We start from the raw sequence: 24,567 nt of genomic DNA, 5'->3' as shown, positions 1-24,567 counted from the left end.
TGGCCAGCTGGGGGTTTGTTGTGGTGAGGGAGCTTGCCCCACTCCCCCAAGGTCACTGGGACTCCTGCTCCTCATCGCGACGATGGGCCCAGTGGTAGAGCGCAGGCAGTACCAGCAACGTCAGCAGCGTCGATGAAATAATCCCGCCAATCACCACCGTCGCCAGTGGCCGTTGCACTTCGGCGCCGGTGCCGGTGGCCAGGGCCATGGGGATAAACCCGAGGGACGCGACCAGCGCGGTCATCAACACCGGGCGCAAACGGGTCAGTGCCCCCTCGTTGATCGCCACCGTCAACGAACGCCCTTCCTCGCGCAGGTTGCGGATAAACGCGATCATCACCAGGCCATTGAGCACTGCCACCCCCGACAGCGCGATAAACCCCACCCCGGCGGAAATCGACAACGGAATATCGCGCAACCACAGCGCCATGATCCCACCGGTCAGGGCGAAGGGAATCCCGGTGAACACCAGCAACCCATCCTTGAGGTTGTTGAACATCATGAACAACAAGCCGAACACCAGCAGCAATGCCACCGGCACCACCACCTGCAGGCGCTCGGACGCCTCCTTGAGTTGCTCGAACTGGCCGCCCCAGGTGGTCCAGTAGCCGGCGGGGATTTTCACCTGTGTCGCCAACGCGTTTTCCGCCTCGGCAACAAAGGAACCGATATCCCGCCCCCGCACGTTGGCGCTGACGATCACCAGGCGCTTGCCGTTTTCGCGGCTGATCTGGTTCGGGCCCAGCACCAGGTCCAGGCTGGCCACTTGCGACAAGGCGATAAAGCCCAATTGCCCCGTGGTATTGCCGGCCAGCGCCGGGATCGGGATCAACAGCCGCGACAAGCCCTCGATATCGGTACGCAGGGTTTCCGACAAGCGCACCACCATGTCAAAGCGTCGGTCGCCTTCGTACATCGTGCCGGCCTGGCGCCCACCCACGGCCACCGCGATGGTGTCTTGCACATCGCCCACATTCAGGCCAAAGCGCGCGGCCTTGTCGCGGTCGATGTTGATGGTCAGCACCGGCAGGCCGGAGGTCTGTTCCACTTTCACTTCCGAGGCCCCATCGAGCTTCTGCAAGGTTTCGGCAATCTCCCCGGCAGTCTTGTTCAGCACCGCCATATCATCGCCAAACACCTTCACCGCCACATCGCTGCGCACCCCGGAAATCAACTCGTTGAACCGCAGCTGGATCGGTTGCGACAACTCGTACTGGCTGCCCGGCACAATCGCACTGGCGCGCTGGATATCGGCGATCAGGGCTTCGCGGGATTTTTTCGGATCCGGCCACTGGTCCTTGGGTTTGAGCATCAGATAGGCGTCGGAAATATTCGGCGGCATCGGGTCGGAGGCAATTTCTGCGGTGCCGGTACGGGCAAATACCCGCTGGATTTCCGGCACCTGTTCCATCAAGGTTTTTTCCAGTTGCTGTTGCATCTGCACCGACTGCGTGAGGCTGGTGCCCGGCACGCGCAAGGCTTGCTGGGCGAAGTCACCTTCGCTGAGGCTGGGGATAAACTCGCTGCCCATGCGGCTGGCCACGGCGCCGGAGAGCACGATGGTCAACAGTGCCAGGCCAAACGCCCAGGTACGGTGCGCCATCACCCAATCCAGCACCGGCGCATAACCCCGGCGCGCGTTGCGCATCACCCAGTTTTCGTCTTCCTTGACCTTGCCGGTGACAAACAGCGCAATCGCCGCGGGGACAAACGTCACCGACAGAATCATCGCGCCCAGCAAGGCCATGACCACGGTGAACGCCATGGGGTGGAACATTTTCCCGGCCACGCCCGTCAAGGCGAAGATCGGCAGGTACACCACCATGATGATCAGTTGTCCAAAGATCAGCGCACGGCGCGCTTCCTTGGCGGCGGCGAACACTTCGTGCAGGCGCTCGCTACGGGTCAGCAGGCGGCCATGGCGTTGCTGCGCATGGGCCAGGCGGCGGATCGCATTCTCGACGATCACCACCGCACCATCGACGATAATCCCGAAGTCCAGCGCGCCCAGGCTCATCAGGTTGGCGCTGACCTTGTTGGTGAACATCCCGGTAAACGTGAACAGCATGGCCAGCGGAATCACCATCGCGGTGATCAACGCCGCGCGGATATTGCCGAGGAACAAGAACAGAACCACGATCACCAGCAGCGCACCTTCGAAGAGGTTTTTCTTCACGGTGGCGATGGCTTTTTCCACCAGGTTGGTGCGGTCGTAAACCGTGACCGCGACCACGCCTTCGGGCAGTGAGCGGTTGATCTCTTCGAGCTTTTTCGCCACGGCCTGGGACACGGTGCGGCTGTTTTCGCCGATCAACATAAAGACCGTGCCGAGCACCACTTCACGACCATTTTCGGTGGCCGCACCAGTACGCAGCTCACGGCCGATATCGACCTGGGCCACATTGCGCACGCGGATCGGCGTGCCGTCCACGGTGTTGATCACGATATTGGCGATGTCGTCGATGGACGCCACCTGCCCCGGCGCGCGAATCAGCAACTGCTCGCCGCTGCGCTCGATATACCCGGCGCCAACGTTGGCGTTGTTACGCTCCAGCGCCGTCACCAGATCACTCAAGGTCAGGTTGTAGGCCGCCAGACGCTTGGGGTCCGGGGCGATCTGGTATTCCTTGGCAAAGCCGCCGATGGTATTGATCTCGGCCACGCCGGGCACGTTGCGCAACTGTGGCTTGATGATCCAGTCCTGGATCACCCGCAGGTCCGTCGGGGTGTAGGCCGAGCCGTCTTCCTTGCGCGCACCGTCTTCAGCCTCCACGGTCCAAAGGAAAATTTCCCCGAGCCCCGTGGAAATCGGCCCCATCGCCGTTTCAATGCCGTCCGGCAATTGCTCGCGGGCCACTTGCAGCCGCTCATTCACCAGTTGCCGGGCGAAGAACAGATCAGTGCCGTCCTTGAAGATCACCGTGACCTGGGACAGCCCCGAGCGCGACAGTGACCGGGTCTGCTGCAAGCCCGGCAGGCCGGCCATGGCGGTTTCGATGGGAAAGGTGATGCGCTGCTCGGTTTCCAGCGGCGAAAAACCGGCCGCCGCCGAGTTGATCTGCACCTGGACGTTGGTGATGTCCGGCACCGCGTCGATCGGCAGTTTCTGGTAGCTGGCGATGCCGACACCGGCCATCAGCAACACGGCCAGCAGCACGATGATGCGCTGCTCGATGGCAAATTGAATCAGACGTTCAAACATGGGCAATCACTCGCAGGATCAATGGGCGTGCTCGGCCGAAGCCTTGCCCAGCTCAGACTTGAGGACGAAGCTGCCAACGGCCGCCACCTGGGCGCCGGCCTCCAGGCCCTGGCGCACTTCGACGAAGCCGTTTTCACTGGCCCCCAGCTCGACGTGGCGGGTGGCGAAGCCTTCGGCAGTGCGCACAAACAGCGACGGTTTGTCTTCCACGGTCTGGATCGCCTCCACCGGCACGGTGACCGGCGCCGAGTAGGTATCCGTGGCCACCTGCACCGCCACGAACAACCCGGGGCGCCACGAGTCGTCGGGGTTGGGTACGTTGACCCGGACCATTGCGGTGCGGGTCTGCTCGCCCAGCAAGTTGCCGACATAGGCCACGGTGCCCATCACATCGGTGCCCATTTCCGTGGAGCTGACCTTCACCGGCCGGCCCACCTGGACCTTGTTCAAGTCCTTGGGAAACACCCCAAACGTGACCCACACCTGGGACAGGTCCGACAGGGTGAAGGCAGCGCTGGTCTCACTCACCACTTCGCCGACACCCAGGTGTTTTTCCACCACCACCCCGGCAAACGGCGCACGCAACTCATAGCGATTGCCGCCGACCAGAACCGCGCTGCCGCTCAAGGCATTCATCTTTTGCCGCGCATTGTTCAGGGCGATCTCGGCTTCTTGCAGGGTCTGGCGGGCCAGCAGGTAATCCTGTTCGGCAGAGATTTTGTCCTGCCATAACTGGCGCTCACGCTGGAAGGTGGTGCGGGCCAGCTCGACCCGGCGTTCGCTGGCGGCCAACTCACTGCGCTGATCGGAAATCTGCTGGCTGGCGATCACCGCCAATAGCTCGCCCTGCTTGACCTTCTGACCAAGGTTGACCCTGACCGACTCCACCACACCCGCTGCACGGGGCACGATATGCGAGGTGCGGTCTTCATCGAATCGCACCTCGCCCGGCAACGACAGCACGCTGCTGATTTGCCGGGGCTGAGCCTTGGCCAGTTGAATGCCGGCGGCCTGGATCTGCTGCTCATTGAGCACCAGCACACCCTCTTCCTCTTCTTCCTCCGGTGCTTCGACGTGCGCTACCGGTGCCTGAGGCGCCACGCTGGTGGCCGGCCAAAACACTATCGCCCCGAGGGCGACGGCCACTGCAACGGCCAAAGCCAGGCCTTGTAGTTTGTTCATGGGGAACTCCTGAAAGATCAAATGCGGGCGAGGTCGCCGTAAATCCGTTCGATGCGCACCCAGGCATCGGTGGCCTGGGCGAGTGCGGCGAGGTACTGGGTGCGGGCGGCGATCAAGGTGCGCTGGGCGTCGAGTACCTCGAGGAAGTTGAACTTGCCCATCTCAAAACCACGGGTGGCGCTGTCCACCGCGCTTTGGGCAGCGGGCAGGATCACTTGGTTGAACGCGCGCACTTCACTGTTGGCCGTCGCCCACAGGTCCAGGGCCTGGCGGGTTTCGGTGCGCAGGCGCAGCTCGGTGGCGTTGCGCAAGTCCCGGGCCTGATCGGCACGACGGCTGGCGGCCAGTACATTGCCCTGGTTGCGATTGAACAGTGGGATCGGCATCGATACGCCCACCAGGTTCACCCGCTCACGCACGCTGGCGTCGTACTGGCTGCCGATGGACACGTCGAGGTCGGGAATCCGCTGGGCCTTTTCCAGGCCCAGGCCGGCTTCCCGTTGCTGGATTTGCAGCTCCGCCAGGCGCAGCTCGGCGGTGCTCTCCAGGCGCGCCAGCAGTTGGGTGGCCGAAGGCAACGCCGGGGTGTTCAGGGCCCCTGACTCGACACGCTCAAAGCCGATGTTGGCGCTGCCAGTGATGGCGGCCAGGCGGCGATAGGCATCACTCACACCAATCTCGGCGCGGCTGCGCTCCAGGCGGATTTCCGAGAGCTGTACCTGGGCGCGGGTGGCTTCGACCGGCGACGCCTTGCCCGCCGTGACCCGGCCATTGGCAATCACCAGGCCGCGCTCGGCCAGCGCCATCGAGCGTTGGGCCAGCTCCAGGCGTTCCTGGGCCCGCAGCGCGCCATAAAAGCCCTCGATGACCTCGGCCCGCAGCAGGTTACGCCGCTGTTCCAGTTCCTGGGCGGCCGCATCTTGTGCCCGCGAGGCCACGTCGATGCGTGCCCCGCGCTTGCCACCCAACTCCAGGGTCTGGCTCAGCTTGACGGTGGTGGTGCGCGTGCTGCGGCGGGTGTCTTCGGCGTCCCAGGAGGCCACCGGGTTGGGGATCAGCCCGGCCTGTTGCCGCCCACCCTGGGCAATCTCGATTTCCCACTGGGCTGCGGCCAGGTCCGGGTTGCCGGCAAACGCACTTTGCAGGGCCGATTCAAGGGTCAGGGTCTGGGCGCTTGCCACTTGGGACAGCGCCAAGACCCCCACTACAGAGCACACAATTGTTCTTAAAAACGTTGGCATAACAAGCGTTCCACACCCATGAGTTGGCGGACAAATCCAAGCAGGGGCAATGTAGCTTTCGCTCCTTATCAGAGGGGTGGCCGGAACATTACAAATCCGTTAGCAAAGGCTCTGGTCCGGGCTTTTGCTTTAATCTGCGCGCAACTATGCAGATCCTTTCTCCTGCCCCGAGGCACGCTCTACATGCGAATCCTGGTTATCGAAGATGAACTGAAAACGGCGGAGTACTTGCTTCAGGGACTGAGCGAAAGTGGCTATGTGGTCGACTGCGCGGCCAGCGGCGCCGACGGTGTGCACCTGGCGCGGCAATACGCCTATGACCTGGTGATCCTGGATGTGAACCTACCGCTGATGGACGGCTGGGAGGTGTTGCAACGCATCCGCCAGAGCAGCAACACACGCATCATGATGCTCACCGCCCAAGGGCGCCTGGCCGACAAAATCAAAGGCCTGGAACTGGGCGCCGACGACTATCTGGTCAAGCCTTTCGAGTTTCCCGAACTGCTGGCCCGGGTCCGCAGCCTGATGCGCCGCAGCATCGAGAGCGCAGTGCCGGACGTGCTGCGGGTGGCCGACCTGGAACTGGACCAGGGTCGCCATCGGGCCTTTCGCGGCAACCAGCGGATCGACCTGACCACCAAGGAGTTTGCCTTGCTGCACCTGCTGATGCGCCAGAGCGGCGTGGTGCTGTCACGCACGCAAATCATCTCGTTTGTGTGGGACATGAACTTCGATTGCGACACCAATGTGGTCGAGGTCTCGATCCGCCGCCTGCGCGCAAAGATCGACGACCCGTTCGAGCGCAAGTTGATCCATACCTTGCGCGGGGTGGGCTACGTGCTGGAAGACCGCGAATAGCGGTCAGTGCGTGAGGGGTTCCTGATGAAAGCCCGCGCCTTCGATCTGAATGGTGACGTGGGAAATATCGAATTGCTCATGCAGCAATTCCGTCACCTGGGCGAGGACCTGTTGCTCGCTGCCCTGCGCCGGGTCCACCACCAGATGGGTGCTCAGCACGTTCTTGCCGCTGGTCAGGGCCCAGATGTGCAAGTCATGCACCTCCCTGACCCCTGGCACCGCGTGAATGGCCTGCTCTACCGCGTCGATATCAATGCCGTCCGGCACACCTTGCAGCAGCACGTTCATGCTGGCCTTGAGCAGTGTCCAGGTTCGCGGCACCACCCAAAAACCAATCGCGGCGGCCACCACCGAGTCGACCCAGCCCCAACCGGTGAACATGATCAGCACGGCGGCAATGATCACCCCGATGGAGCCGAGCATATCGCTCCAGACCTCCAGGTAGGCGCCCTTGACGTTAAGGCTCTCGCCACTGGCCGCGCTGAGCAGGCGCATGGAAATCAGGTTGACGATCAGGCCCAGCACGGCAATCACCAGCATGCCGGTGGACTGGATTTCGGCCGGCGCCTGCAGGCGCAGGTAAGCCTCATAGAGGATGTAGAACGCCACCCCGAACAGCAGCAACGCGTTGAACGCGGCGGCGAGGATTTCGAAGCGCGCATAGCCAAAGGTGCGCTTGCGGTCCGCAGCGCGCTTGGCCACCTGGATGGCCACTAGGGAAATGGCCAGGGCCAGGGCGTCGGTCATCATATGGGCGGCGTCGGACAACAGCGCCAGGCTGCCGGTGACAAAGGCGCCGATCACTTCGGCAATCATGAAACTGCCGGTCAGGCCCAGGGCCATCCATAACTTGCGTTCATGACCGGCGCGTACGGTGGCGTGGCTGTGTCCTGCGCTCATGGCATGTCCTCGTGGGGGGATGTGCGCTGATCATAGAGCGATAAGGGGAAACCTTTGGTATGGATTTCACAATTGTCATAACGCTGCCAGCGGGGTGTTAACCACATGGGGGAGCGGGCTTGCTCGCGAAAGCAGTGGGTCAGTCAACATCAATGTTGGCTGGGCCGACGCCTTCGCGGCGATGCGGCGATCCGACAAGCCCGCTCCCACATTTGATCTTCACTGCCTTGAGCATTGCGTTCGCTTAACTGATCGGCATTCGGGCAAGCCCGTTCCCACAGGGGGAATGCGGCGGCTTTAAAAAACCGGGCGCCGGCTAAACCGCAATGCGCTGGCCACGCCCACCGCGCCCATCACCACACAGTAGAAAACGCAGATCCACGGGCTGGTGGGCATCAAGGCGATCAACATCAACGGCGTGGTACTCGCCCACAGCGCGTAGGCAATGTTGTAGGTAAAGGAAATCCCCGATACGCGCACCGGTGCAGGAAACAGGCTGACCATCACCGAGGGCACCGCACCCACCACCCCGCAACTCAACCCCGCGATGGCATAGGCCGCGCCCAGCCACACGCCGCCGGCAATCAGGCTGGCATAGAGCACGGCAATGCCCACCGGCAACAGCAGGCTATAGACCAGCACCGCGCGCCAGGCGCCGATGCGGTCCACCAACAGGCCGGCCAGCACACAACCGATGTTCAGGAAAACGATGCCCAATGCACTCAGGGCGAAGGTGTGGCTGGGGCTCATGCCAAAGGTTTTCTGCATCATGGTCGGCGTGATCACCACCAGCACCACCACCGCTGAGGTGAGCACACAGGTCAGCAACATGGCCGGCAGCAATGCCTGGCGGTGGTCACGCAACACCGTGCGCAGCGGTAGTTCGGCGTCGGCCTGGCGGCGCGCCTGCATGGCCAGGAACACCGGGGTTTCACTCAGCCAACGCCGCAGCCACACGCCGATCACGCCAAACACACCGCCCAGCAGGAACGGAAAGCGCCAGGCGTAATCGAGGATCTGTTCAGGGGTGAACATCTGCGCCAGCAATGTCGCGGTCAAGGCCCCCAGCAGGTAACCGAAGGTCAGCCCGGCCTGCAGGAACCCCAAGGCATAACCGCGATGGCCGGCGGGCGCGTGCTCGGCGACAAACACCCAGGCGCTGGGCACTTCACCGCCCACTGCCGCGCCCTGCAGGACGCGCAGCGCCAGCAAAATCAGGGGGGCGAAATAGCCGATTTGCGCGTAGGTCGGCATGATCCCGATCAGCAGGCACGGCAAGGCCATCATCAGGATACTCAGGCTGAACACGCGCTTGCGCCCCAGGTGATCGGCAAAGTGCGCCATCAGGATCCCGCCCAGTGGCCGCGCCAGATAGCCGGTGACAAAAATCCCGAAGCTCTGCAACAGGCGCAGCCATTCGGGCATTTCCGGGGGGAAGAACAGTTGGCTCAGGGTCAGGGCGAAAAATACGAAAATGATGAAGTCGTAGATTTCCAGGGCACCGCCCAGGGCAGCCAGCCCCAGGGTTTTGTAGTCGGAGCGGGAAAAACGCTGCGCCTGTGGATAAGCGGTGGCAGTCATGAAGAGGCTCGGCAGACAAACAAAATGGCGTGCAGGTTATGAGCTGAACCGGATCCTGGCAATCGCCGCCAATATATTCGTTTTACTCATTGATCCATGAAAATAACAACATTCCCAAATAAATAGCCGTGGGCCAAGATGCAGCGATACCTTGCCAACACCCCTTCGCTTGCATAATAACTACAAGAGGTACTCCCACATGGCCGACCCTATCGAAGATAGCCGTTATGCCCGCTTTGCCCTGCGCTGCTCCAATTTTGCCGAACGCTGGTTTCCCGACTCCTGGGTGTTTGCCGCCCTGGCGGTGATCATTGTCACCGTGGCGGTTCTGGGCATGGGCGCTGCACCCACCGACGCTGCCAAGGCCTTTGGCGATGGTTTCTGGAGCCTGATCCCGTTCACCATGCAGATGGCCTTTGTGGTGATTGGCGGCTATGTGGTGGCCAGTTCGCCGCCCGCCGTAAAGCTGATTGATCGCCTGGCACGTATCCCGAAAAACGGCCGCTCGGCCGTGGCGTGGGTGGCGCTGATCTCGATGGTCGCGTCGCTGCTCAACTGGGGCCTGTCCCTCGTGTTCGGCGGGTTGCTGGTGCGGGCCCTGGCCCGGCGCACGGATTTGCGCATGGACTATCGCGCCGCTGGCGCGGCGGCTTACCTGGGCCTGGGCGCCGTGTGGGCGCTGGGATTGTCGTCATCGGCCGCGCAATTGCAGGCCAACCCGGCCAGCTTGCCGCCGTCGATCCTGGCGATCACCGGGACCATCCCCTTCACCGACACGATCTTTTTGTGGCAATCGGGGGTGCTGTTGCTGGCACTGATCGTGGTGTCGCTGATCATCGCCTACGTCACCGCACCGGGGCCCAACTCGGCCCGTGATGCCAAGGCCTGTGGCGTGGACCCGGCGTTTAACCTGCCCAAGCTACAACCGCCAACCCGCCCGGGGGAATGGCTGGAACACAGCCCGCTGCTGACCATCCTCCTGGCACTGCTGGCCGCCGGCTGGCTGTTCCACGAGTTTTCGACCAAGCCTGCGATCAGCGCGATCTCGGGGCTCAACACCTATAACTTCCTGTTCCTGATGGTCGGCGCCCTGCTGCACTGGCGCCCGCGCAGTTTCCTCGACGCAGTGGCGCGCGCGGTGCCCACCACCACCGGGGTGTTGATCCAGTTCCCACTGTACGGCTCCATCGCGGCGTTGATTACCGTGGTCAAGGGCGGCGACGGCCAGACCCTGGCCCACCATATCTCGATCCTCTTCACTTCCATCGCCTCCCACGACACCTACGCGCTGCTGATGGGCGTGTACTCGGCGGTACTGGGGTTCTTTATTCCGTCGGGCGGTGGCAAGTGGATCATCGAGGCGCCCTATGTGATGCAGGTGGCCAACGACCTGCAATACCACCTGGGCTGGGCCGTGCAGATCTACAACGCCGCCGAGGCCCTGCCGAACCTGATCAACCCGTTCTATATGCTGCCATTGCTGGGGGTACTGGGGCTGAAGGCGCGGGACTTGATCGGCTTCTCGTTTGTGCAGCTGCTGGTGCACACGCCGCTGGTGTTGTTCCTGCTGTGGGCGCTGGGGACGACGTTGAAGTACATGCCGCCGGTAATGCCTTAATCATTGGACGCCGCACCCGTCGTTGTGACGGGTGCATCCAGGTCGACATTGAGCGCCGTTGTTCGCTCTGAATATTTCAGGAAGGGAACCACGCGTTAATGACGGGCCACCTAACAGTGTCTTTTAGTAGCACCAGACACTCTTCAACTTAACTAAGAGACCACAACTAATTATTTAGAGTTACAACTGGAGTCATACCGATGAATATCGCACCTACCGCTACTACGCCCACACCTCAAAACAGCGCTGAGACTGGCAATACCCAAGATGTCAACCCACAGCAAAATCCCGCGTTGAAAAAATTCAGACAATTCAAACCGGCGTTCGGCCAGCCGGCGGGAAGAATAGTATTTGCAGAGTCAAACCCTAACAAAAACCTTTTCAAGCCTGTTGCAGCGTTTAAAGGCTGATTCCTTTATAGAGGCTGTGGTCCCCCTCAAGCCCTGGAGCGTCACAGCCTGCATTGAATACTTACAAGTAACGCGACGACCTCAAGCCTAGTTGCAAATTCATGGACAACCACAGCAACGCGCTGCACTTCACGATATAGCGAGGCGGCCAGGCCCTGCAAAAAAACCGCATTTTCCGAGGCATTTTCCCGGTCAGCCGCTACTGTGTGAAGGTGGGCATTCATCCCGCGCAGACGGGCATTAGCTGACAAGGAAACATGCATGTTTAAACTGACCAGGCTGTCCTTCACCTTTGTCGCACTTGCTGTGAGCACGGTCGTACAAGCCGACGTCGAACTTGATCTGGGCACGGCACAACGGGTCACGCAATTGTTCGCCTACCCCAACAATTGCAGCGTGATCTGCTTTCGGCCGCTGACCCTGGAACAGACCGTCGAACACTATCTGACCCAGAGCCTGCAGCGCGATGGCTACAGCCGGGCCAGGGTCAGCGTGAAGACCGAGCAGGGTCAGGTCCGCGCGCGCTTTACCGGGGTGCCCGATGGCTATGGGCAGCCCTTGACCGCGTTGCTGAACACCGCCGACCTGGCTTACGAGGGCGCCAGCCGGCTCAACCGCGATGGCAAGTGGCAATTTAGCTGGTACCTGTTCCTGCCGCTGGGCATGGCCCTGGAAAACCGCAAGAGCATCGAGTTGATGCACTTTCCGCCGGATTACTCCCTGACCCACTACCAGGACTATCTGGAATCAGCCACCACCGACCGTTGGGCCACGCTACTGAGCGCCAACGGTATACCGGCGACCCAGACCCCGGAATACCAGACCATCATTGATATCGCGCCCATTGCCGCCCCCTCCACGGCGGGCAAGGATCTGGAGGGCGTCTACAGCTACTTCAGCGAGTATCAGACCCGGGTTGTCCGGGAACTGAGCCTGCACCCCACTGGCCCGTTGCCGATGGTCGCCTTCGGTGCGCCCGTGCGCAGTTGGATCCAGCAACACTACGGGCAAACCCTCGGGGTACTGGGCCTGACGCAAATCAGCCCGGTCGAAGACAGTAAAGTTGCAGTGCTGGGGGCCAATCACCCCAGTTACATCTGGTACGCCGCCAACCCGGACAGCTACGACGGCGACGAACAGAAAGCCGACGAGGCCGGCTTGAAAGTCATGGGCCAGGACTTGAGCGCGGCCTGCTGGCAAGCCGGGATGGGGCAAAAACCTGCCAGCGACCCCAATGTGTTGCTCAAGGGCTGCATGAACACCTGGCAGGTGACGCGCAAGGAGCAGACCTGCGAATTGTTCTACACCTCGGTGCGCGAATTGTCCGCCGAGCAGGCCAAGGAAAAATGCACCAGCGCCTCGATCAAGCCCCAGCTCAAGCGCCTGAAAAGCCCTCTGCCAGAAGCGTCTGTCGCGGCGCCGGCGCTGTAGGCTCCTGCCCTTATCGCCAGTGTCTTACGCAAAAAAGCCGATACCTACTGTCAGATTTGCCAGTAGATATCGGCTTTTTTTTGCGCAAACCTTGAGCGGTGCCCATTTGCTGCAAGACTGGCAGTCATAGCAACACCAGGAGGTCGATGCAGCCCGACAAGGAATGCTATGAAAACCCAGATCATGGAAGAGGCGCCTGCTGCGGCCAGTGACTGTCTGTACCCCTTCGCAACACTGTTGGCGAAAAAAGGTTACCCCTCGCGTCAAAACTTTGAGGTGGTACACACCCGCAATGGGCGCGGAACCGGGATCAAGGCCAAGGTGGCCTTCGACAGCCGTGTGCGAATCGCCAAAATTTCCGGGCACGCCCTGGGTGAACGGCGTTTGCACACGCTGCAGGTGTCTTCACGCATCCACTTGTACGACCCGTGGTTCAGCGGCCTGCTCCTGCATTCGTGCGATCCGAATGTGTTCCTCGACATCAGCGAGCTGGAGCTATGGTCGATCCAGGCCATCCGCCCTGGCACGCTGCTGACCATGGATTACGCCACCACCGAGGATGTGCTGTACCGGCAGTTCCCGTGCCGTTGCGGCGCGGGGAACTGCCGGGGCTGGATCACCGGCATGAAAGAGCCGCTGAACCAGGAAGGCCAGCTGTTTATGGAACAGTGGCGCCAGCGCAAACGCTCTTAAAGGGCCTCCACCGGACGCAGGCGGTACTGCGGCGGCAGTTGCTCGAAGCCGGTGATGGTGGCGTTGAGGCTTTTCCAGCGGCCGTCCTTGATCCCGTAGATGCACCCGTGGATCGATAGGCTCTGCCCGCGATGCCAGGCGTTCTGCACGATGCTGGTGTGACCGACATTGGCGACTTGCTGGATGACATTGAGTTCACACAGGCGATCGACACGTTCTTCTTCGGTAGGCAACTGGGCCAGTACTTCGCGGTTCTCGTAGTAAAGGTCGCGGATCGACCGCAACCAACCGTCGATCAGGCCGAACTGGCGGTCCTGCATCGAGGCGCGCACGCCACCGCAGCCATAGTGGCCAGTGACCAGGATATGTTTGACCTTGAGCACATCCACAGCGTACTGGATCACCGACAGGCAGTTGAGGTCGGTGTGCAGCACCACATTGGCCACGTTACGGTGCACAAACAGGTCGCCGGGCAACATGCCGACGATCTCGTTGGCCGGCACCCGGGCGTCCGAACAGCCGATCCACAGGTATTCCGGGGTCTGCTGGCGGGCGAGCTTGGCGAAGAATTCGGGATCTTCCTGTTTGATCGCATCCGCCCAGCGTTCGTTGTTATCAAGCAGGTCTTGTAGTTCGTTCATCAGGGAAAGCCTCAGGAATGATGCGCAGCTTTGACAGACGACCGCCCGTCCGGGTCACGCCGTCTATAAAGATAGCCGGTCGGTAATGACTTGAATCTTGGGGCGCCCTGCCTGTCCACACACTATAAGCCCCACAGTATGAGGATTGACCATGACTGAATCACGACGTCCGTACGGCGCTACGCAGCCCGAACCGATTGATGACAACGAAGATCGCATGGGCTCGATGCGGGAGCTGGATTTTGACGAGGAGACGCCGACGGCGGAAATCGGCGATGAGATCCCCCGTGCCGAACGCGAGCAGCTGATGCCCGACGAACGGGTACGCGAGGCTGGGATGACTGGGGCTTCGACGGCGGATCATGAATCCACGGATGATGATATGAGCCCCGAAACGCTGATTCAGGAAGACGGCGCGCGCGATGCCCTGGAAGAAGGTGAGGACGAACCGGCCGATTGGGATCTGAGCATCGTCGATGAAGATGAGATTGGCGGCGGTAATGGGTTGGATGAGGCAGAGCTGGCGGACATTGATCCGGTCGACGGTAACCGCTGATACAGCGCCAGACTTATGGTGAAGCATGGCGGTGTGAGAGCTGGCAAGCCTGCTCCCACACAAGACTGCTCCCACCCGGGATCGTGTATGTTAATCGACCAGGGTGCAGGCCATGACAACTGCGTCTTCGCGGCCACCGACGGCCGGGTAGTAGTCGCGACGACGGCCAATTTCATTGAACCCGTAGCGCTCATACAGGCGGAAAGCCCCGGTATTGCTGTCGCGCACTTCCAGGAAGCACTCCCGTGCATGGGCGGCATACGCCCGCGACATCAGATGCTCCAGCAAGGCCAGGCCCAGGCCACGCCCTTGGTTTTCCGGCTTGACGGTGATGTTCAGCAAATGCGCTTCATCGAGGATGATCTGCACCACGCCGTGGCCCACTTGTTGCTCGCCTTCGAACATCAACCAGATCTGGTACTTGCCCAGCCCATCGAGAAAGATGCCCCGGGTCCAGGGGTGGCTGAACGCCGCGTATTCGATTTTCAGCACGGCGTCGAGGTCAGCCTCGGTCATCGGGCGGAAGGATAAAGCCTCACTCATCGGTTGTTTTCCAGCGCGCCATCAGCCGGCGCATGGCTTGCCAGACATCAGCCTTACGCTGTGGCTCTTCCATTAATAATTCCAGGCCCGGCAAGGCCCAGACCGAGCCCAGGCCTTCGACCTGCAGTTCGCGGTACCAGGCCTCGGCGTCGGCTTCGCCGGCAAACCGCACGGCCGGCAGGCCGATCAGCCACAGGCACACGCAGGGTTCGTCTTCCAGTCGGGCCGAGACAAAACCTTGCACAAAATCACGCGCGGCGTCCGGGCCCTGGTCCATATTGCCGCGCACCAGCAGCGGCCAGCGCACGGGCTCGCCGACGATCTGCGGGCTGTCGGGCAGACCGGCGGCGCGCAGCATGTCCTTGAGCAGCAGGTAGGCCGGGTCACGCGTCTGGAAGCGCTCGCCGGTCGGCAACTCGACCAGCAACAGGCAACGCCCGGCCCGCAGCAACTGCAGGGTAAAACGCGGTGGCGGTACGACCGGGGCCTTGGCCACCGGGGCCGGGGCATCGTCGGCCACGGCAGCGGGCTTGGGCGCGGTCGACGGGCGTGGTACTTCGATCTTGACCCGCTCCGACGGCCGCACAGGCACCTCGGCCACGGGTTTGACCAGCGCAACCGGCGCCGCCGCTTCCTCACCCGAGGCGTCGAACGGCTCGAAGGCTTCCAGCGCCTGCAGCAGTTCGGGCCGCGACGGCGCGGCAAAGGGCAATTCGGTGCGCGGCAGCCAGTTGACCACCTGCATGGCAGTCAAGTAAGCGCGACGTCGGGACTCGATAAGCAAGGCTCGGCCACTTGTGGATAACTAAAGAGCGCAGATTCTACCGCCCTTCGACGATGATCGCCCACCGTTGATGACTTTCTCTGCATTGCTGACCGCCCATCGCGAACGCGCCCTGACCGGCTGTGGATAAATCCCGCGCCTGATGCAGTACAATCGCTGCTTTTAATTCGCCAACCAGCCGGCCATTCCGATGATCGAACCCAAGCGCGTCTTGCGCGCCCTCGCCGAACACTGGGCCCTGCTTGAGCCACTGTGCGAACACTTCGACCAAGGCACCCTGAGCCTTGGCGAGTTGCGCGCGCAACTGGCCGCCCAACAACTGGACAGCACGCCACAGGACATCACCAACCTGCTGGACGTGTGGATTCGTCTGGATATCCTGGTGCCTGTCGCCAAGAGCCCGAACCGTTTCGAGCTCAACGCGCAGATCCATGACTTCCTGGCCTATCTTCGCAAGGAGCACCGGCTAGGCCTGTGCCTGGAAATCGAAGCCTACCTGCGCCACCTCGAGCGCCTGGCCGGTTATATCCAGGACGCCTTCGACATCCGCGACGGCCACGACCTGGCCCGCCAACTGCGGCTGCTGGACATGCGCGTGCGCGACGTGCTGAAAAAACTCGCCAATGACGAACAGGCCCTCGCTGCCGTGGCCGACCGGGCCAAGACCAGCGACCGGCAGATCCCGTTGCGCCAGCGTTATGCCGAGGTCCTGGCGACCTGGGACGAGTACGTCGAGCCGATGATCCAGCTGGTGAACGCCGACGGTGCCTTCGAGCAAGGCGTGCGCAAGGTAGAGAACGTGCTGTTGCGCATGCTCACCGAGCAGCAACGCCTGGGCCACCTGGTGGACGACGACATGTTGCTGCGCACCCACGCGCGCATCCTCGAAATGCAGACCAGCGCCCAGTTGACCTTGCGCCATGCCCGGGAACTGCTGCTGCCGCTGCGTGAAGAAGCGCGCCGGCACAACGCCGTGACCCGTGGCGCAGCGCTGGCCCTGTCGGCGATCCGGCGCAAGGGCCTGGACGCGGTGCCGCAAGCGGCGATGCCGATGTTTACCCGGCCACAGAGCACCTTCCTCGGCAGCGCCAGCCAAGTGGAAGCCTATGTGTATGCCCTGGCGAATTTCGAACCCAAGCCGGCGCGCTTCCCCAAGGCCCACAAATCCCACAAGGGCGAAGCCCAGCGTGCGCCGCGCACGGTCAAGGAGATGCTCGAGCGCTGCGAAGACGCACTGCCGATGCCCGACCTGATGACCTGGCTGCTGGAACAGGAACCAGACGGGGCCACCGACGAGTTGCTGTACTGGTTCTCGCGTTTGTCGCGGGAGAAGCGTTTCAAGCGCGAGCGCCTGGAACGCCGGGATTACCATACTCACGAGCACCAGGTCAGCCTGCGCTCATTCGCCCTGCTCCCGGCCAGCACCGACGTAGCCGAGAATTCTGCGAGCACACCTTATGCATCTTGATCTATCCGAACTGTCCCAGCTGGCGCCGATCTTTCGCGAGCTGTTCAAGGGTTACCACGTCAGCCGCCGCGACCCGGAGCTGTACGCGCAACTGTCGAATTTCCAGGACCAGTACCGCACGCTGTTCAAGGCCCTGGGCTTTGAGTTGGTGTGCGATACCCGGGGTTTCTACTACTTCGTACCCGACTCGGCCATCGCCAGCGCGCAGGTGAACAAGACTGCGCAACGCCTGGCGCTGTTCACTTTCATCATTGTCGAACACCTGGCCGACCAGGGCCGCGACCCGATTGCCGTGCTCGACGGCGGCAGCCTGGGCCGCGATGAACTGCCCTCCTTGCTGGAGAAGTACCGCGACCTGTTTATCCAGGCCGAAGTGCAGACCCAGGAAGAACTGGAAGAAAAAATCATGCGCCGCATGACCCAGCTCGGGTTTGCCAGTGAAGACAACGGCGTCTATCGCTTCCTGCCGCCGATGCACCGCTTCCTTGATGTGTGCCTGTCGGTCCAGGCCGACCGCGACCTGGCAGCCAGCGTGCACAGCGTGCTGCCGTTGCCAGCGCCGGTGATCATCGACGAAGACAGCGATGAAAAACTGCTGCAGACCGATGATCCGCTGGACTTGAGCGAATTTGAAAGCGAAGAAGATGCCCTCGCCCGCGCCATTGCCGAAGAACAGGAGACCGATGCATGAGCAAGGAACGCTACGGCATTCGCCGCTTCGCCCTATTGAATACCGCCGGCTACAGCCTGGGCCTGTTCCCGCTGGAAGAGCCGCTGTCGGTGTATGGCGCGAACAACCTCGGTAAGTCGGCGTCGATCAACGCCTTGCAGTTCCCGATCCTGGCGCGCATGTCGGACATGAGCTTCGGCAAGTACACCCTGGAACAGTCGCGGCGCTTCTACTTCGCCACCGACACCAGCTACATCCTCGTCGAAGTCTCGCTGCCCCACGGCCCGCACGTGATTGGCGTGGTCGGCCGCGGCCCGGGCGGTGGTTTCGGCCACCAGTTCTTTGCCTACGCCGGCAAGCTGGACCTGGCCCACTACCAGAAGAACGACACCTGCCTGCGCCAGAAAGAGCTGTTCACCAACCTTGAGCGCGAGGGCCTGAAGGCTTACGAGCTCAAGCCCGATGAGTTGCGGCGCTTGCTGGTCGGCGGCCATACCTCGATCCCGCTGGACCTGACCCTGATTCCGCTGCGCTCCACCAGCGAGCAGAGCCTGAAGACCTTCCGTGCGCTGTTTATCAACCTGCTGCACATGCGCGAAATCACCGCGGCCAAGCTCAAGCAGCTGTTCCTCGATGCCTTCGAACACAGCCTGCGCTCCGGCAGCGTGGATTACATCGCCGCGTGCGAAGAAGCGTTCCGCGATGTACGACGCATGGAGCAGGACTACAACTCCCTGGTGGCCGCCGGCCCTCTGGTGGAGGCGCTGTCCAACGGCGTGAAGCAGCGGGAAATCCTGCGCGGCAAGTTGCATCGCCTGTCGCCATTGCTCGACTCACTGCTGGGCACCTGGTCGGACTACGCCAATGCACGCAAGGAAGAGCTGACGATCCAGGCCGAACACTACCGCAACGAGCAGGATGCGCTGCAGAACGATCAGCGCGGCGGCACCCAGGAGCTGATGCGCCTGGAGCGGGAAATCAGCGGCATTCAACGCTGGCTGGGCGAGTTGTCGGTGCTCAAGCATCGCTTTGCCCTGGTGGATGACGTCAAGGTCCTGGAGCAGCAACTGCTGGCGGCCAAGGATGCCCACGACGAACTGGCCGGCGCCCTGGCGCAATCGCGACAGTTCAGTGCCGAGGACCTGGACGAACGCCTGCGCGACCTGGAAAAACGCCTGAAGTCGGTCAAGCAGCAACTCGATCACGCCGACAACAACAGCTACGCCAAACTGCGGGAAGAATTCTCACAGCAGGACGTCGAGCGTCTGATGCGTCTGTTCAACAGTTCGTTGTTCAGCCTGCCGCTGGGCGAGCATGGCATCACCCTGGATGAAGACGGCCAGTGGGTCAAATCCCTGGAGCTGATCCTCGATGGCTTCACCGGCGAGCGCTTTGAAGTGCCGGGGCTGTCCATCGACATCTCGCACATCGAGCCACCGGCCTTGCAGGCCCTGGCGGACCGCGCGGCGTTGCGCGACCAGAAGGAGCGCCTGGAAAAAGAACTCAAGCAACTCAAGACCCAGCAGGCCGTGGCCTCGGACCGCGCGGCGAGCAAGACCCAGACCGAAGCCCTGTACCAGCAGGTACTTGATGCGCAGAAAGCCCTGGAAGACTTCCGCCGCGCCCAGACCCTGAGTGCCGAGGAAGGCGAGAAACTGGAAAACCTGGCGCAGATGGAAGCGGCCCAGGATGAACTGAAGCGCTCCAGTGATGCGTTCACCGAACGCGTCCAGCAATTGTCGGCCAAGTTGCAACTGGTCGGCCGGCAGATCGGTGATATGGAAGCCAAGCAGCGCACCCTGGATGACGCCTTGCGCCGTCGCCAGCTGCTGCCGGCCGACTTGCCGTTCGGCACGCCGTTCATGGACCCGATCGACGATTCCATGGACAACCTGCTGCCGCTGCTCAATGACTATCAGGACAGCTGGCAGGGCTTGCAGCGCGCTGACGGGCAGATCGACGCGCTGTACGCCCAGGTGCGCCTCAAGGGCGTGGCCAAGTTCGACAGTGAAGACGATATGGAGCGTCGCCTGCACCTGTTGATCAATGCGTATGCGCACCGTACCGACGAAGCCCTGACCCTGGGCAAGGCACGCCGTGCAGCGGTGACGGATATCGCGCGGACCCTGCGCAATATCCGCAGCGACTACGACAGCCTTGAGCACCAGTTGGCCCTGTTCAACCGCGAGATCAACAAGCGCCAGGTATCCAACCTGCAAAGCTTCCGTATTGTGTTGGCGCCGAACAAGGAAGCGCTCAAGCATATCGACCAGATCATTCACAGTGCCGGTCAGTATGAGGAAGGCGAAACCCTCTCGGTGTTCGATCTCAGCCAAAGTGCCGAGCAGGACAACAAGAACGAAGAGGCCAAGGAATACCTGGCACGCCTGGTCGCTGCCAACCATAACCAGTTGGGGCTCAAGGACCTGTTCGAACTGGCGTTCGAGATCACCAAGGTCAATGGCCAGCCGATCATTCATACCGACATTGATGGCGCCGCGTCCAACGGCACCACCATGACCATCAAGGCGCTGACCAACATGTACTTGTTGCTGCACTTGATGGACCGCGACCAGGCCGGTCGCGTGCGCCTGCCGTACTACCTCGACGAAGCGGCGGATATCGACGAGAAGAACCAGGCAGCACTGCTGGAGACCAGCCTGCAGCTGGGCTTTGTGCCGATCCTGGCCAGTGTGAAGCCGCAGGTCTCCGCCCAGGTGGCGATCGACCTGGAAGGCGGCAGCGGGCCGAACGGGATCTACATTGATGAGGCGGATTGGAAGTACATTCGCCGGCATGATGCGGTGAAGGCGACGGTGAATGTGCAGGCGGATGAGCCGGAGTTGGATGAGGTCTGATCCGCGTTGTTGAAATACAAAAAGGCCGCGATCCTATGGATCGCGGCCTTTTTTGTGGGCGGGTTATGCGGTGTAGGTGGGGGCGCTATTTACCCAGGGGGATCTTCGGCGCCCAGATCAGCCACTCGTCTTCGAACTTGTCGAACAACGGGAAGGTCTGCTCGGGCAGCGCCGGGTTGCCCATGCGCTCGCCATCCGGCGTGGCAAAGGCGATACCGCCCTGGACCAGGGTTTCCAGGGACTCGGTGCGCACTGTCGCGCCCTTGAACAGGCCAAAGTCCAGGCCAAAGCCGCTGCTGTTCCAGAAACGGCTACCGCCGCGAACCAGCGGAGCGTATTTGGGCTCGATCAGCACATGGATCAGCACACGGTCAGCGGTCTTGCCCAACTCGTAGCCGGTGACCTTGCCGACTGTGACTTCCCGGTAGGTGACTGGCACGCCGACTTTCAACGAGCCACGGCGGGCGGCGCTGAGTACCAGGCTCAAGCCGGCTTCTTGCACGCTGCTCTCTGGCGGTTGGGCCAGGGCCACGAAGTTCTTTTGCGCACCGCTGCTTTTCACCGCCGGCAGCACTTCGATGTATTGGCCGGTGACCAGGGTTTCCAGGTTGGCGGTCTTCATCAGGCCCAACTCGGGCTTGACCACCCAGAACTGGCTGCCGGTACGGGCGATCCGCTCAGGGACTTCGGTGATGCGCGCAGTGAGCATCACCGACTGCATGTCCGGGCTCAGGTCAACGCTTTCAATCTTGCCAACGTCCAGGCCTTTGAAGCGAATCGGCGTATCGGTGCGCAGGCCATCGGCGCGGTCAACCTTGATCGTGATCAGGGTGCCACGCTGGGTGGAGGCTTCGTGATCGGCAAACAGGCGGAAACGCGGAATGCGATTTCTCAGCGGTACGTTCGGCTCTGGGGTCTCAAAGGCAATCCCCCCGGCCATCAGGCTTTGCAGGGATTCGCTTTTGACCTGGATGCCGCCGGTGAGCCCGCCGGTCAGGGTCACGCCACTGGCGTTCCAGAAGCGCGTCGAACCGTTGACCAGGCCTTCATATTCCTTCTCGATATGCACGCCGATCACCAGTTGCTTGCGCTTGCGCGAAAACTGGTAGCTCTGCACCGAACCGACCTTGACCTGTTTGTAGAGGATCGGGCTGCCAACTTCCAGGGAGCCGAGGCTTTCTGTGAGCAGGACCAGGTGCAAGCCAGGGGAGCGCAGGTCCAGCGGTGGCGCCTTGGCCCGGGCCACAAACTCGCGCTGGGGGTTTGCGCCTTTGTCACCAGGGCGGATGGCAATGTAATTGCCCTTGACCAAGGCTTCCAGGCCGGTGATGCCCGCCAGGGAGATGGATGGCTTGACCACCCAGAACTGGGTGCCCTCCACCAGGTAATCTTCGGCCAATGGGTCGAGGGTCAAGTCGGCGCTGGCGCTGGACAGGTCAGAGTCAACCTTCAGGGCCTTGAGGCTGCCGACCTGGATGCCTTTGTACATCACCGGCGTACGACCGGCTTGCAAGCCCTCGAAGTCACTGAGCTTGACCTTGATGCGGATCCCTGCGGCGGCGGCATCGAAGTCTTCGTACAGGCGGAACGGCAGGCTCGGGTCGGTGGGCGGGCTGTCCTTGCGGTTCTCTGGCGTAGCGAAGGCAATCCCCCCGGCGACGATGCTGGCCAGGGACTCGCTGCGCACTTTGACCCCGGAGAGGTTGGCGTCGATGCTGATGCCGCTGGCATTCCAGAAACGCGTATGTTTGCGCACCAGGCTGGCGTAGGTCGGCTCGATATAGACCTTGATCTCGACGGTGTTCTGATCAGCCGACAGCAGGTAGCTTTTGACCTGGCCGACCTGGATCTGTTTGTAGAACACCGGGCTGCCACGGTCCAGCGAGCCAAGCCGCTCGGCCTTGACCGTCAGGTGCAGGCCGGGCTTGGCGTCGGATAATGGGGGCTCTTCGGAGAGCGCCTTGAATTTACGCGTGGGCTCACCGTCGCCGGGGCTGGCGGCGATGTAATTGCCCGAGACCAGAGTTTCCAGGCCAGTAATCCCGGCCAGGCTGACGCTAGGCTTGACCAGCCAGAAGCGCGTATTGGCCTTGAGGTATTGCTCGACATCCTTGTTCATCTCAATAGTCGCAATCACCCCACGATTGCTGCCCTCGTCATCCAATGCCAAGGTCTTGACCTTGCCCACGGTCATGCCTTTGTAGACCACTTCGGTCTTGTTGACCTGGATGCCTTCACCGCTTTCAAAGCGCACCTGGATCTCGATGCCCGTCTGGGTGTAGGCGCGCCACCCGAGCCAGCCACCGATCACCAGGGCGATCAACGGCAGTACCCAAATGGCCGACCAGTTCGAAGCGGGGCGGGTTTTAGCCTTTGGCAAATCAGTCATGGTCGTCGTCCGACTCCGTGTTATCCCAAATCAGTCGGGGATCGAAAGTTACTGCGGCAAGCATCGTCAAGATCACCACACTGGCGAACGCCACGGCACCGAGATTGGCCTCGATACTGGCTAGTCGCCCAAAGTTAACGACCGCCACCAGAATGGCGATCACGAAGATATCCAGCATGGACCAGCGACCGATAAACTCGATAAAGCGGTACATGATAATGCGTTGTCTGGCGGAAAGCGGCTGGTGACGTTGCACCGAGAACAGCAGCAGTGCGATGCCTACCAGCTTGAAGGTCGGCACCAGGATACTGGCAATAAACACCACGGCGGCAATCGGGAACATGCCGTGCTGAACCAGTTCGATCACGCCGGACATGATGGTGCTTGGAGCGCCCTGCCCCAGTGAGTTAACCGTCATGATTGGCAACAGGTTAGCCGGGATGTACAGAATTGCCGCAGTAATCAGCAACGCCCAGGTGCGCATCAGGCTGTTCGGCCGGCGCGCATGGACCAGGGCACCACAACGGGTGCAGGTTTGCTCGTCGGTGTCCGGGTCCTGCCTGTTCAGTTCGTGACATTCGGTACAGATCAGAATGCCAGCATCAATCGCCCGCATGTTCGTCCTCCCCGGACAACGCTTGCCAGATCTGATGGGGTGACATCACCACCTCCAGCAGTACCTGGACCATCAACAGGCTGATAAAACAGGCCAGTCCCAGGCCCACGCTAAGGGCAGCCATATCGGCCAGTTTTACAATCGCCACCAGCACGCCCATCAGGTAGACCTCCAGCATCCCCCAATCGCGCATATGGTGATAAATACGGTATAGCAACAGGCCATAACTGCGGCCTATGTTCCAGCGGATGCTGAGCAGCACCGCAAGCTGGCAGAGCAGCTTGAGCAACGGAATGCCCATGCTGCACAGAAACACCACCACCGCCACGCCTTGCATGCCGGTATTGAACAGGGCAACTACACCGCTCCAGACCGTGTCCTGCGAAGACTGCCCGAGTAGATTGAGCTGCATGATGGGTAGAAAGTTCGCCGGGATGTACAGCAATAGCGCTGCGATCACCAAGGCAAGGCTGCGCTCTACGACATTGTAGCGGTGGGCGTACATCTCATAACCACAGCGTGGACACAGGGCCTTTTCACCGTGCGCAAGCTCTGGCTTGCGCATCAGCAAGTCGCACTCGTGGCAGGCAACCAGGTCCTCCAGCGGTAGGTCGGACACCTTGGTGGTATCAACCGGGTCGGACATATAGGACTCTAAGACAAAATGATCAGGTGTCTATTCTAGTGTTCTGGTTCAGAAATAACTGTGCAAATTTGTCGGGATCAAGCGATGGCGATAGGCCAGAACCTTTTCGACCGTCCAAAACAAAACCCCAACTGCTTTCGCAATTGGGGTTTCGGAATTTAATCTTGACGATGACCTACTCTCACATGGGGAAACCCCACACTACCATCGGCGATGCATCGTTTCACTACTGAGTTCGGGATGGGATCAGGTGGTTCCAATGCTCTATGGTCGTCAAGAA

The 24,567-nt window shown here is 61.5% G+C and carries 20 protein-coding genes and 1 rRNA gene; 9 read left to right on the top strand and 12 right to left on the bottom strand.

Going from position 1 to position 24,567, the window contains the following annotated elements; translation table 11 throughout:
* Window positions 1–52: 52 nt before the first annotated feature.
* From PSFL_RS12365 to PSFL_RS12355, 3 genes are read right to left on the bottom strand one after another with little or no spacing between them, the layout of a single operon-like run.
* Complete coding sequence (locus PSFL_RS12365) at window positions 53–3,202, bottom strand: CusA/CzcA family heavy metal efflux RND transporter (protein WP_120731598.1); 3,150 nt, start codon at window positions 3,200–3,202, stop codon at window positions 53–55.
* Window positions 3,203–3,220: 18 nt separating this feature from the next.
* The gene (locus PSFL_RS12360) at window positions 3,221–4,384 is read right to left on the bottom strand and encodes an efflux RND transporter periplasmic adaptor subunit (RefSeq protein WP_273870864.1); all 1,164 of its coding nucleotides are present in this window, start codon (window positions 4,382–4,384) and stop codon (window positions 3,221–3,223) included.
* A gap of 17 nt (window positions 4,385–4,401) precedes the next feature.
* Complete coding sequence (locus tag PSFL_RS12355) at window positions 4,402–5,625, bottom strand: TolC family protein (RefSeq protein ID WP_057442054.1); 1,224 nt, start codon at window positions 5,623–5,625, stop codon at window positions 4,402–4,404.
* Between the two features lie 183 nt (window positions 5,626–5,808).
* Between PSFL_RS12355 and PSFL_RS12350 the strand changes: the two genes are divergently transcribed.
* The gene (locus PSFL_RS12350) at window positions 5,809–6,483 is read left to right on the top strand and encodes a heavy metal response regulator transcription factor (RefSeq protein ID WP_115127402.1); all 675 of its coding nucleotides are present in this window, start codon (window positions 5,809–5,811) and stop codon (window positions 6,481–6,483) included.
* 3 nt (window positions 6,484–6,486) lie between these two features.
* Here PSFL_RS12350 and PSFL_RS12345 read toward each other — a convergent pair whose 3' ends face one another.
* Together PSFL_RS12345 and PSFL_RS12340 are read right to left on the bottom strand one after the other, a co-directional pair.
* Entirely contained in the window at window positions 6,487–7,383 is an 897-nt protein-coding gene (locus tag PSFL_RS12345; RefSeq protein ID WP_057442058.1) for a cation diffusion facilitator family transporter, read from the bottom strand.
* Between the two features lie 297 nt (window positions 7,384–7,680).
* Window positions 7,681–8,964 (bottom strand): MFS transporter, encoded by a 1,284-nt coding sequence (locus tag PSFL_RS12340; protein ID WP_057958262.1) that lies wholly within the window; start codon window positions 8,962–8,964, stop codon window positions 7,681–7,683.
* Window positions 8,965–9,163: 199 nt separating this feature from the next.
* On the opposite strand from PSFL_RS12340, the gene PSFL_RS12335 reads away from it, so the two are divergent.
* The 4 genes from PSFL_RS12335 to PSFL_RS12320 all read left to right on the top strand — a co-directional run bounded on the left by PSFL_RS12335 (window position 9,164) and on the right by PSFL_RS12320 (window position 13,116).
* The gene (locus PSFL_RS12335) at window positions 9,164–10,582 is read left to right on the top strand and encodes a short-chain fatty acid transporter (RefSeq protein WP_057442063.1); all 1,419 of its coding nucleotides are present in this window, start codon (window positions 9,164–9,166) and stop codon (window positions 10,580–10,582) included.
* A 200-nt stretch (window positions 10,583–10,782) separates the two neighbouring features.
* Window positions 10,783–10,992: a hypothetical protein gene (locus tag PSFL_RS12330; protein WP_169990524.1), complete on the top strand. Its 210-nt coding sequence runs from the start codon at window positions 10,783–10,785 to the stop codon at window positions 10,990–10,992.
* Between the two features lie 261 nt (window positions 10,993–11,253).
* The gene (locus tag PSFL_RS12325) at window positions 11,254–12,423 is read left to right on the top strand and encodes a hypothetical protein (RefSeq protein WP_057958260.1); all 1,170 of its coding nucleotides are present in this window, start codon (window positions 11,254–11,256) and stop codon (window positions 12,421–12,423) included.
* A 168-nt stretch (window positions 12,424–12,591) separates the two neighbouring features.
* Entirely contained in the window at window positions 12,592–13,116 is a 525-nt protein-coding gene (locus PSFL_RS12320; protein ID WP_120731590.1) for an SET domain-containing protein-lysine N-methyltransferase, read from the top strand.
* Here PSFL_RS12320 and can read toward each other — a convergent pair.
* Window positions 13,113–13,757: a carbonate dehydratase gene (gene can / locus PSFL_RS12315; protein ID WP_057442066.1), complete on the bottom strand. Its 645-nt coding sequence runs from the start codon at window positions 13,755–13,757 to the stop codon at window positions 13,113–13,115. The genes PSFL_RS12320 and can overlap by 4 nt on opposite strands.
* A 151-nt stretch (window positions 13,758–13,908) precedes the next feature.
* Here can and PSFL_RS12310 point away from each other — a divergent pair, with 151 nt between their 5' ends.
* The gene (locus PSFL_RS12310) at window positions 13,909–14,313 is read left to right on the top strand and encodes a hypothetical protein (protein ID WP_057442067.1); all 405 of its coding nucleotides are present in this window, start codon (window positions 13,909–13,911) and stop codon (window positions 14,311–14,313) included.
* A 90-nt stretch (window positions 14,314–14,403) separates the two neighbouring features.
* Here the strand turns inward: PSFL_RS12310 and rimI are convergent, their stop codons facing one another.
* Both rimI and PSFL_RS12300 read right to left on the bottom strand, forming a co-directional pair.
* Complete coding sequence (gene rimI / locus PSFL_RS12305) at window positions 14,404–14,856, bottom strand: ribosomal protein S18-alanine N-acetyltransferase (RefSeq protein WP_057442068.1); 453 nt, start codon at window positions 14,854–14,856, stop codon at window positions 14,404–14,406.
* The gene (locus tag PSFL_RS12300; RefSeq protein ID WP_397470125.1) at window positions 14,849–15,601 is read right to left on the bottom strand and encodes an energy transducer TonB; all 753 of its coding nucleotides are present in this window, start codon (window positions 15,599–15,601) and stop codon (window positions 14,849–14,851) included. The genes rimI and PSFL_RS12300 overlap by 8 nt, the downstream gene beginning before the upstream one ends.
* A 229-nt stretch (window positions 15,602–15,830) precedes the next feature.
* On the opposite strand from PSFL_RS12300, the gene mksB reads away from it, so the two are divergent.
* Genes mksB through mksF form a run of 3 tightly spaced genes read left to right on the top strand, consistent with a single transcriptional unit; the run spans window position 15,831 to window position 20,636 of the window.
* The gene (gene mksB / locus PSFL_RS12295; RefSeq protein WP_057442070.1) at window positions 15,831–17,108 is read left to right on the top strand and encodes an Mks condensin complex protein MksB; all 1,278 of its coding nucleotides are present in this window, start codon (window positions 15,831–15,833) and stop codon (window positions 17,106–17,108) included.
* Window positions 17,098–17,799 (top strand): Mks condensin complex protein MksE, encoded by a 702-nt coding sequence (mksE, locus tag PSFL_RS12290; RefSeq protein ID WP_057442072.1) that lies wholly within the window; start codon window positions 17,098–17,100, stop codon window positions 17,797–17,799. The genes mksB and mksE overlap by 11 nt, the downstream gene beginning before the upstream one ends.
* Window positions 17,796–20,636: an Mks condensin complex protein MksF gene (mksF, locus tag PSFL_RS12285; RefSeq protein WP_057442074.1), complete on the top strand. Its 2,841-nt coding sequence runs from the start codon at window positions 17,796–17,798 to the stop codon at window positions 20,634–20,636. The genes mksE and mksF overlap by 4 nt, the downstream gene beginning before the upstream one ends.
* An 85-nt stretch (window positions 20,637–20,721) precedes the next feature.
* Here mksF and PSFL_RS12280 read toward each other — a convergent pair whose 3' ends face one another.
* From PSFL_RS12280 to rrf, 4 genes are all read right to left on the bottom strand, one after another.
* Window positions 20,722–23,025, bottom strand: a complete 2,304-nt coding sequence (locus PSFL_RS12280) for an intermembrane transport protein PqiB (protein ID WP_397470114.1) — start codon at window positions 23,023–23,025, stop codon at window positions 20,722–20,724.
* A complete protein-coding gene (locus tag PSFL_RS12275; protein ID WP_057442078.1) occupies window positions 23,018–23,641 on the bottom strand; it encodes a paraquat-inducible protein A in 624 nt (207 codons plus the stop codon). The genes PSFL_RS12280 and PSFL_RS12275 overlap by 8 nt, the downstream gene beginning before the upstream one ends.
* Window positions 23,628–24,287 carry a paraquat-inducible protein A gene (locus tag PSFL_RS12270; RefSeq protein WP_120731584.1) on the bottom strand — a complete coding sequence of 220 codons (660 nt, stop codon included), beginning with the start codon at window positions 24,285–24,287 and terminating at the stop codon, window positions 23,628–23,630. Before PSFL_RS12270 ends, PSFL_RS12275 begins: the two co-directional genes overlap by 14 nt.
* Before the next feature lie 162 nt (window positions 24,288–24,449).
* Window positions 24,450–24,565: ribosomal RNA gene (gene rrf / locus PSFL_RS12265) — 5S ribosomal RNA — on the bottom strand.
* Window positions 24,566–24,567 lie beyond the last annotated feature (2 nt).

It is taken from the genome of Pseudomonas sp. DD1 (assembly GCF_044510355.1).
Lineage (GTDB): Bacteria > Pseudomonadota > Gammaproteobacteria > Pseudomonadales > Pseudomonadaceae > Aquipseudomonas > Aquipseudomonas shahriarae.
This window is presented reverse-complemented; position numbering and strand designations above follow the sequence as displayed.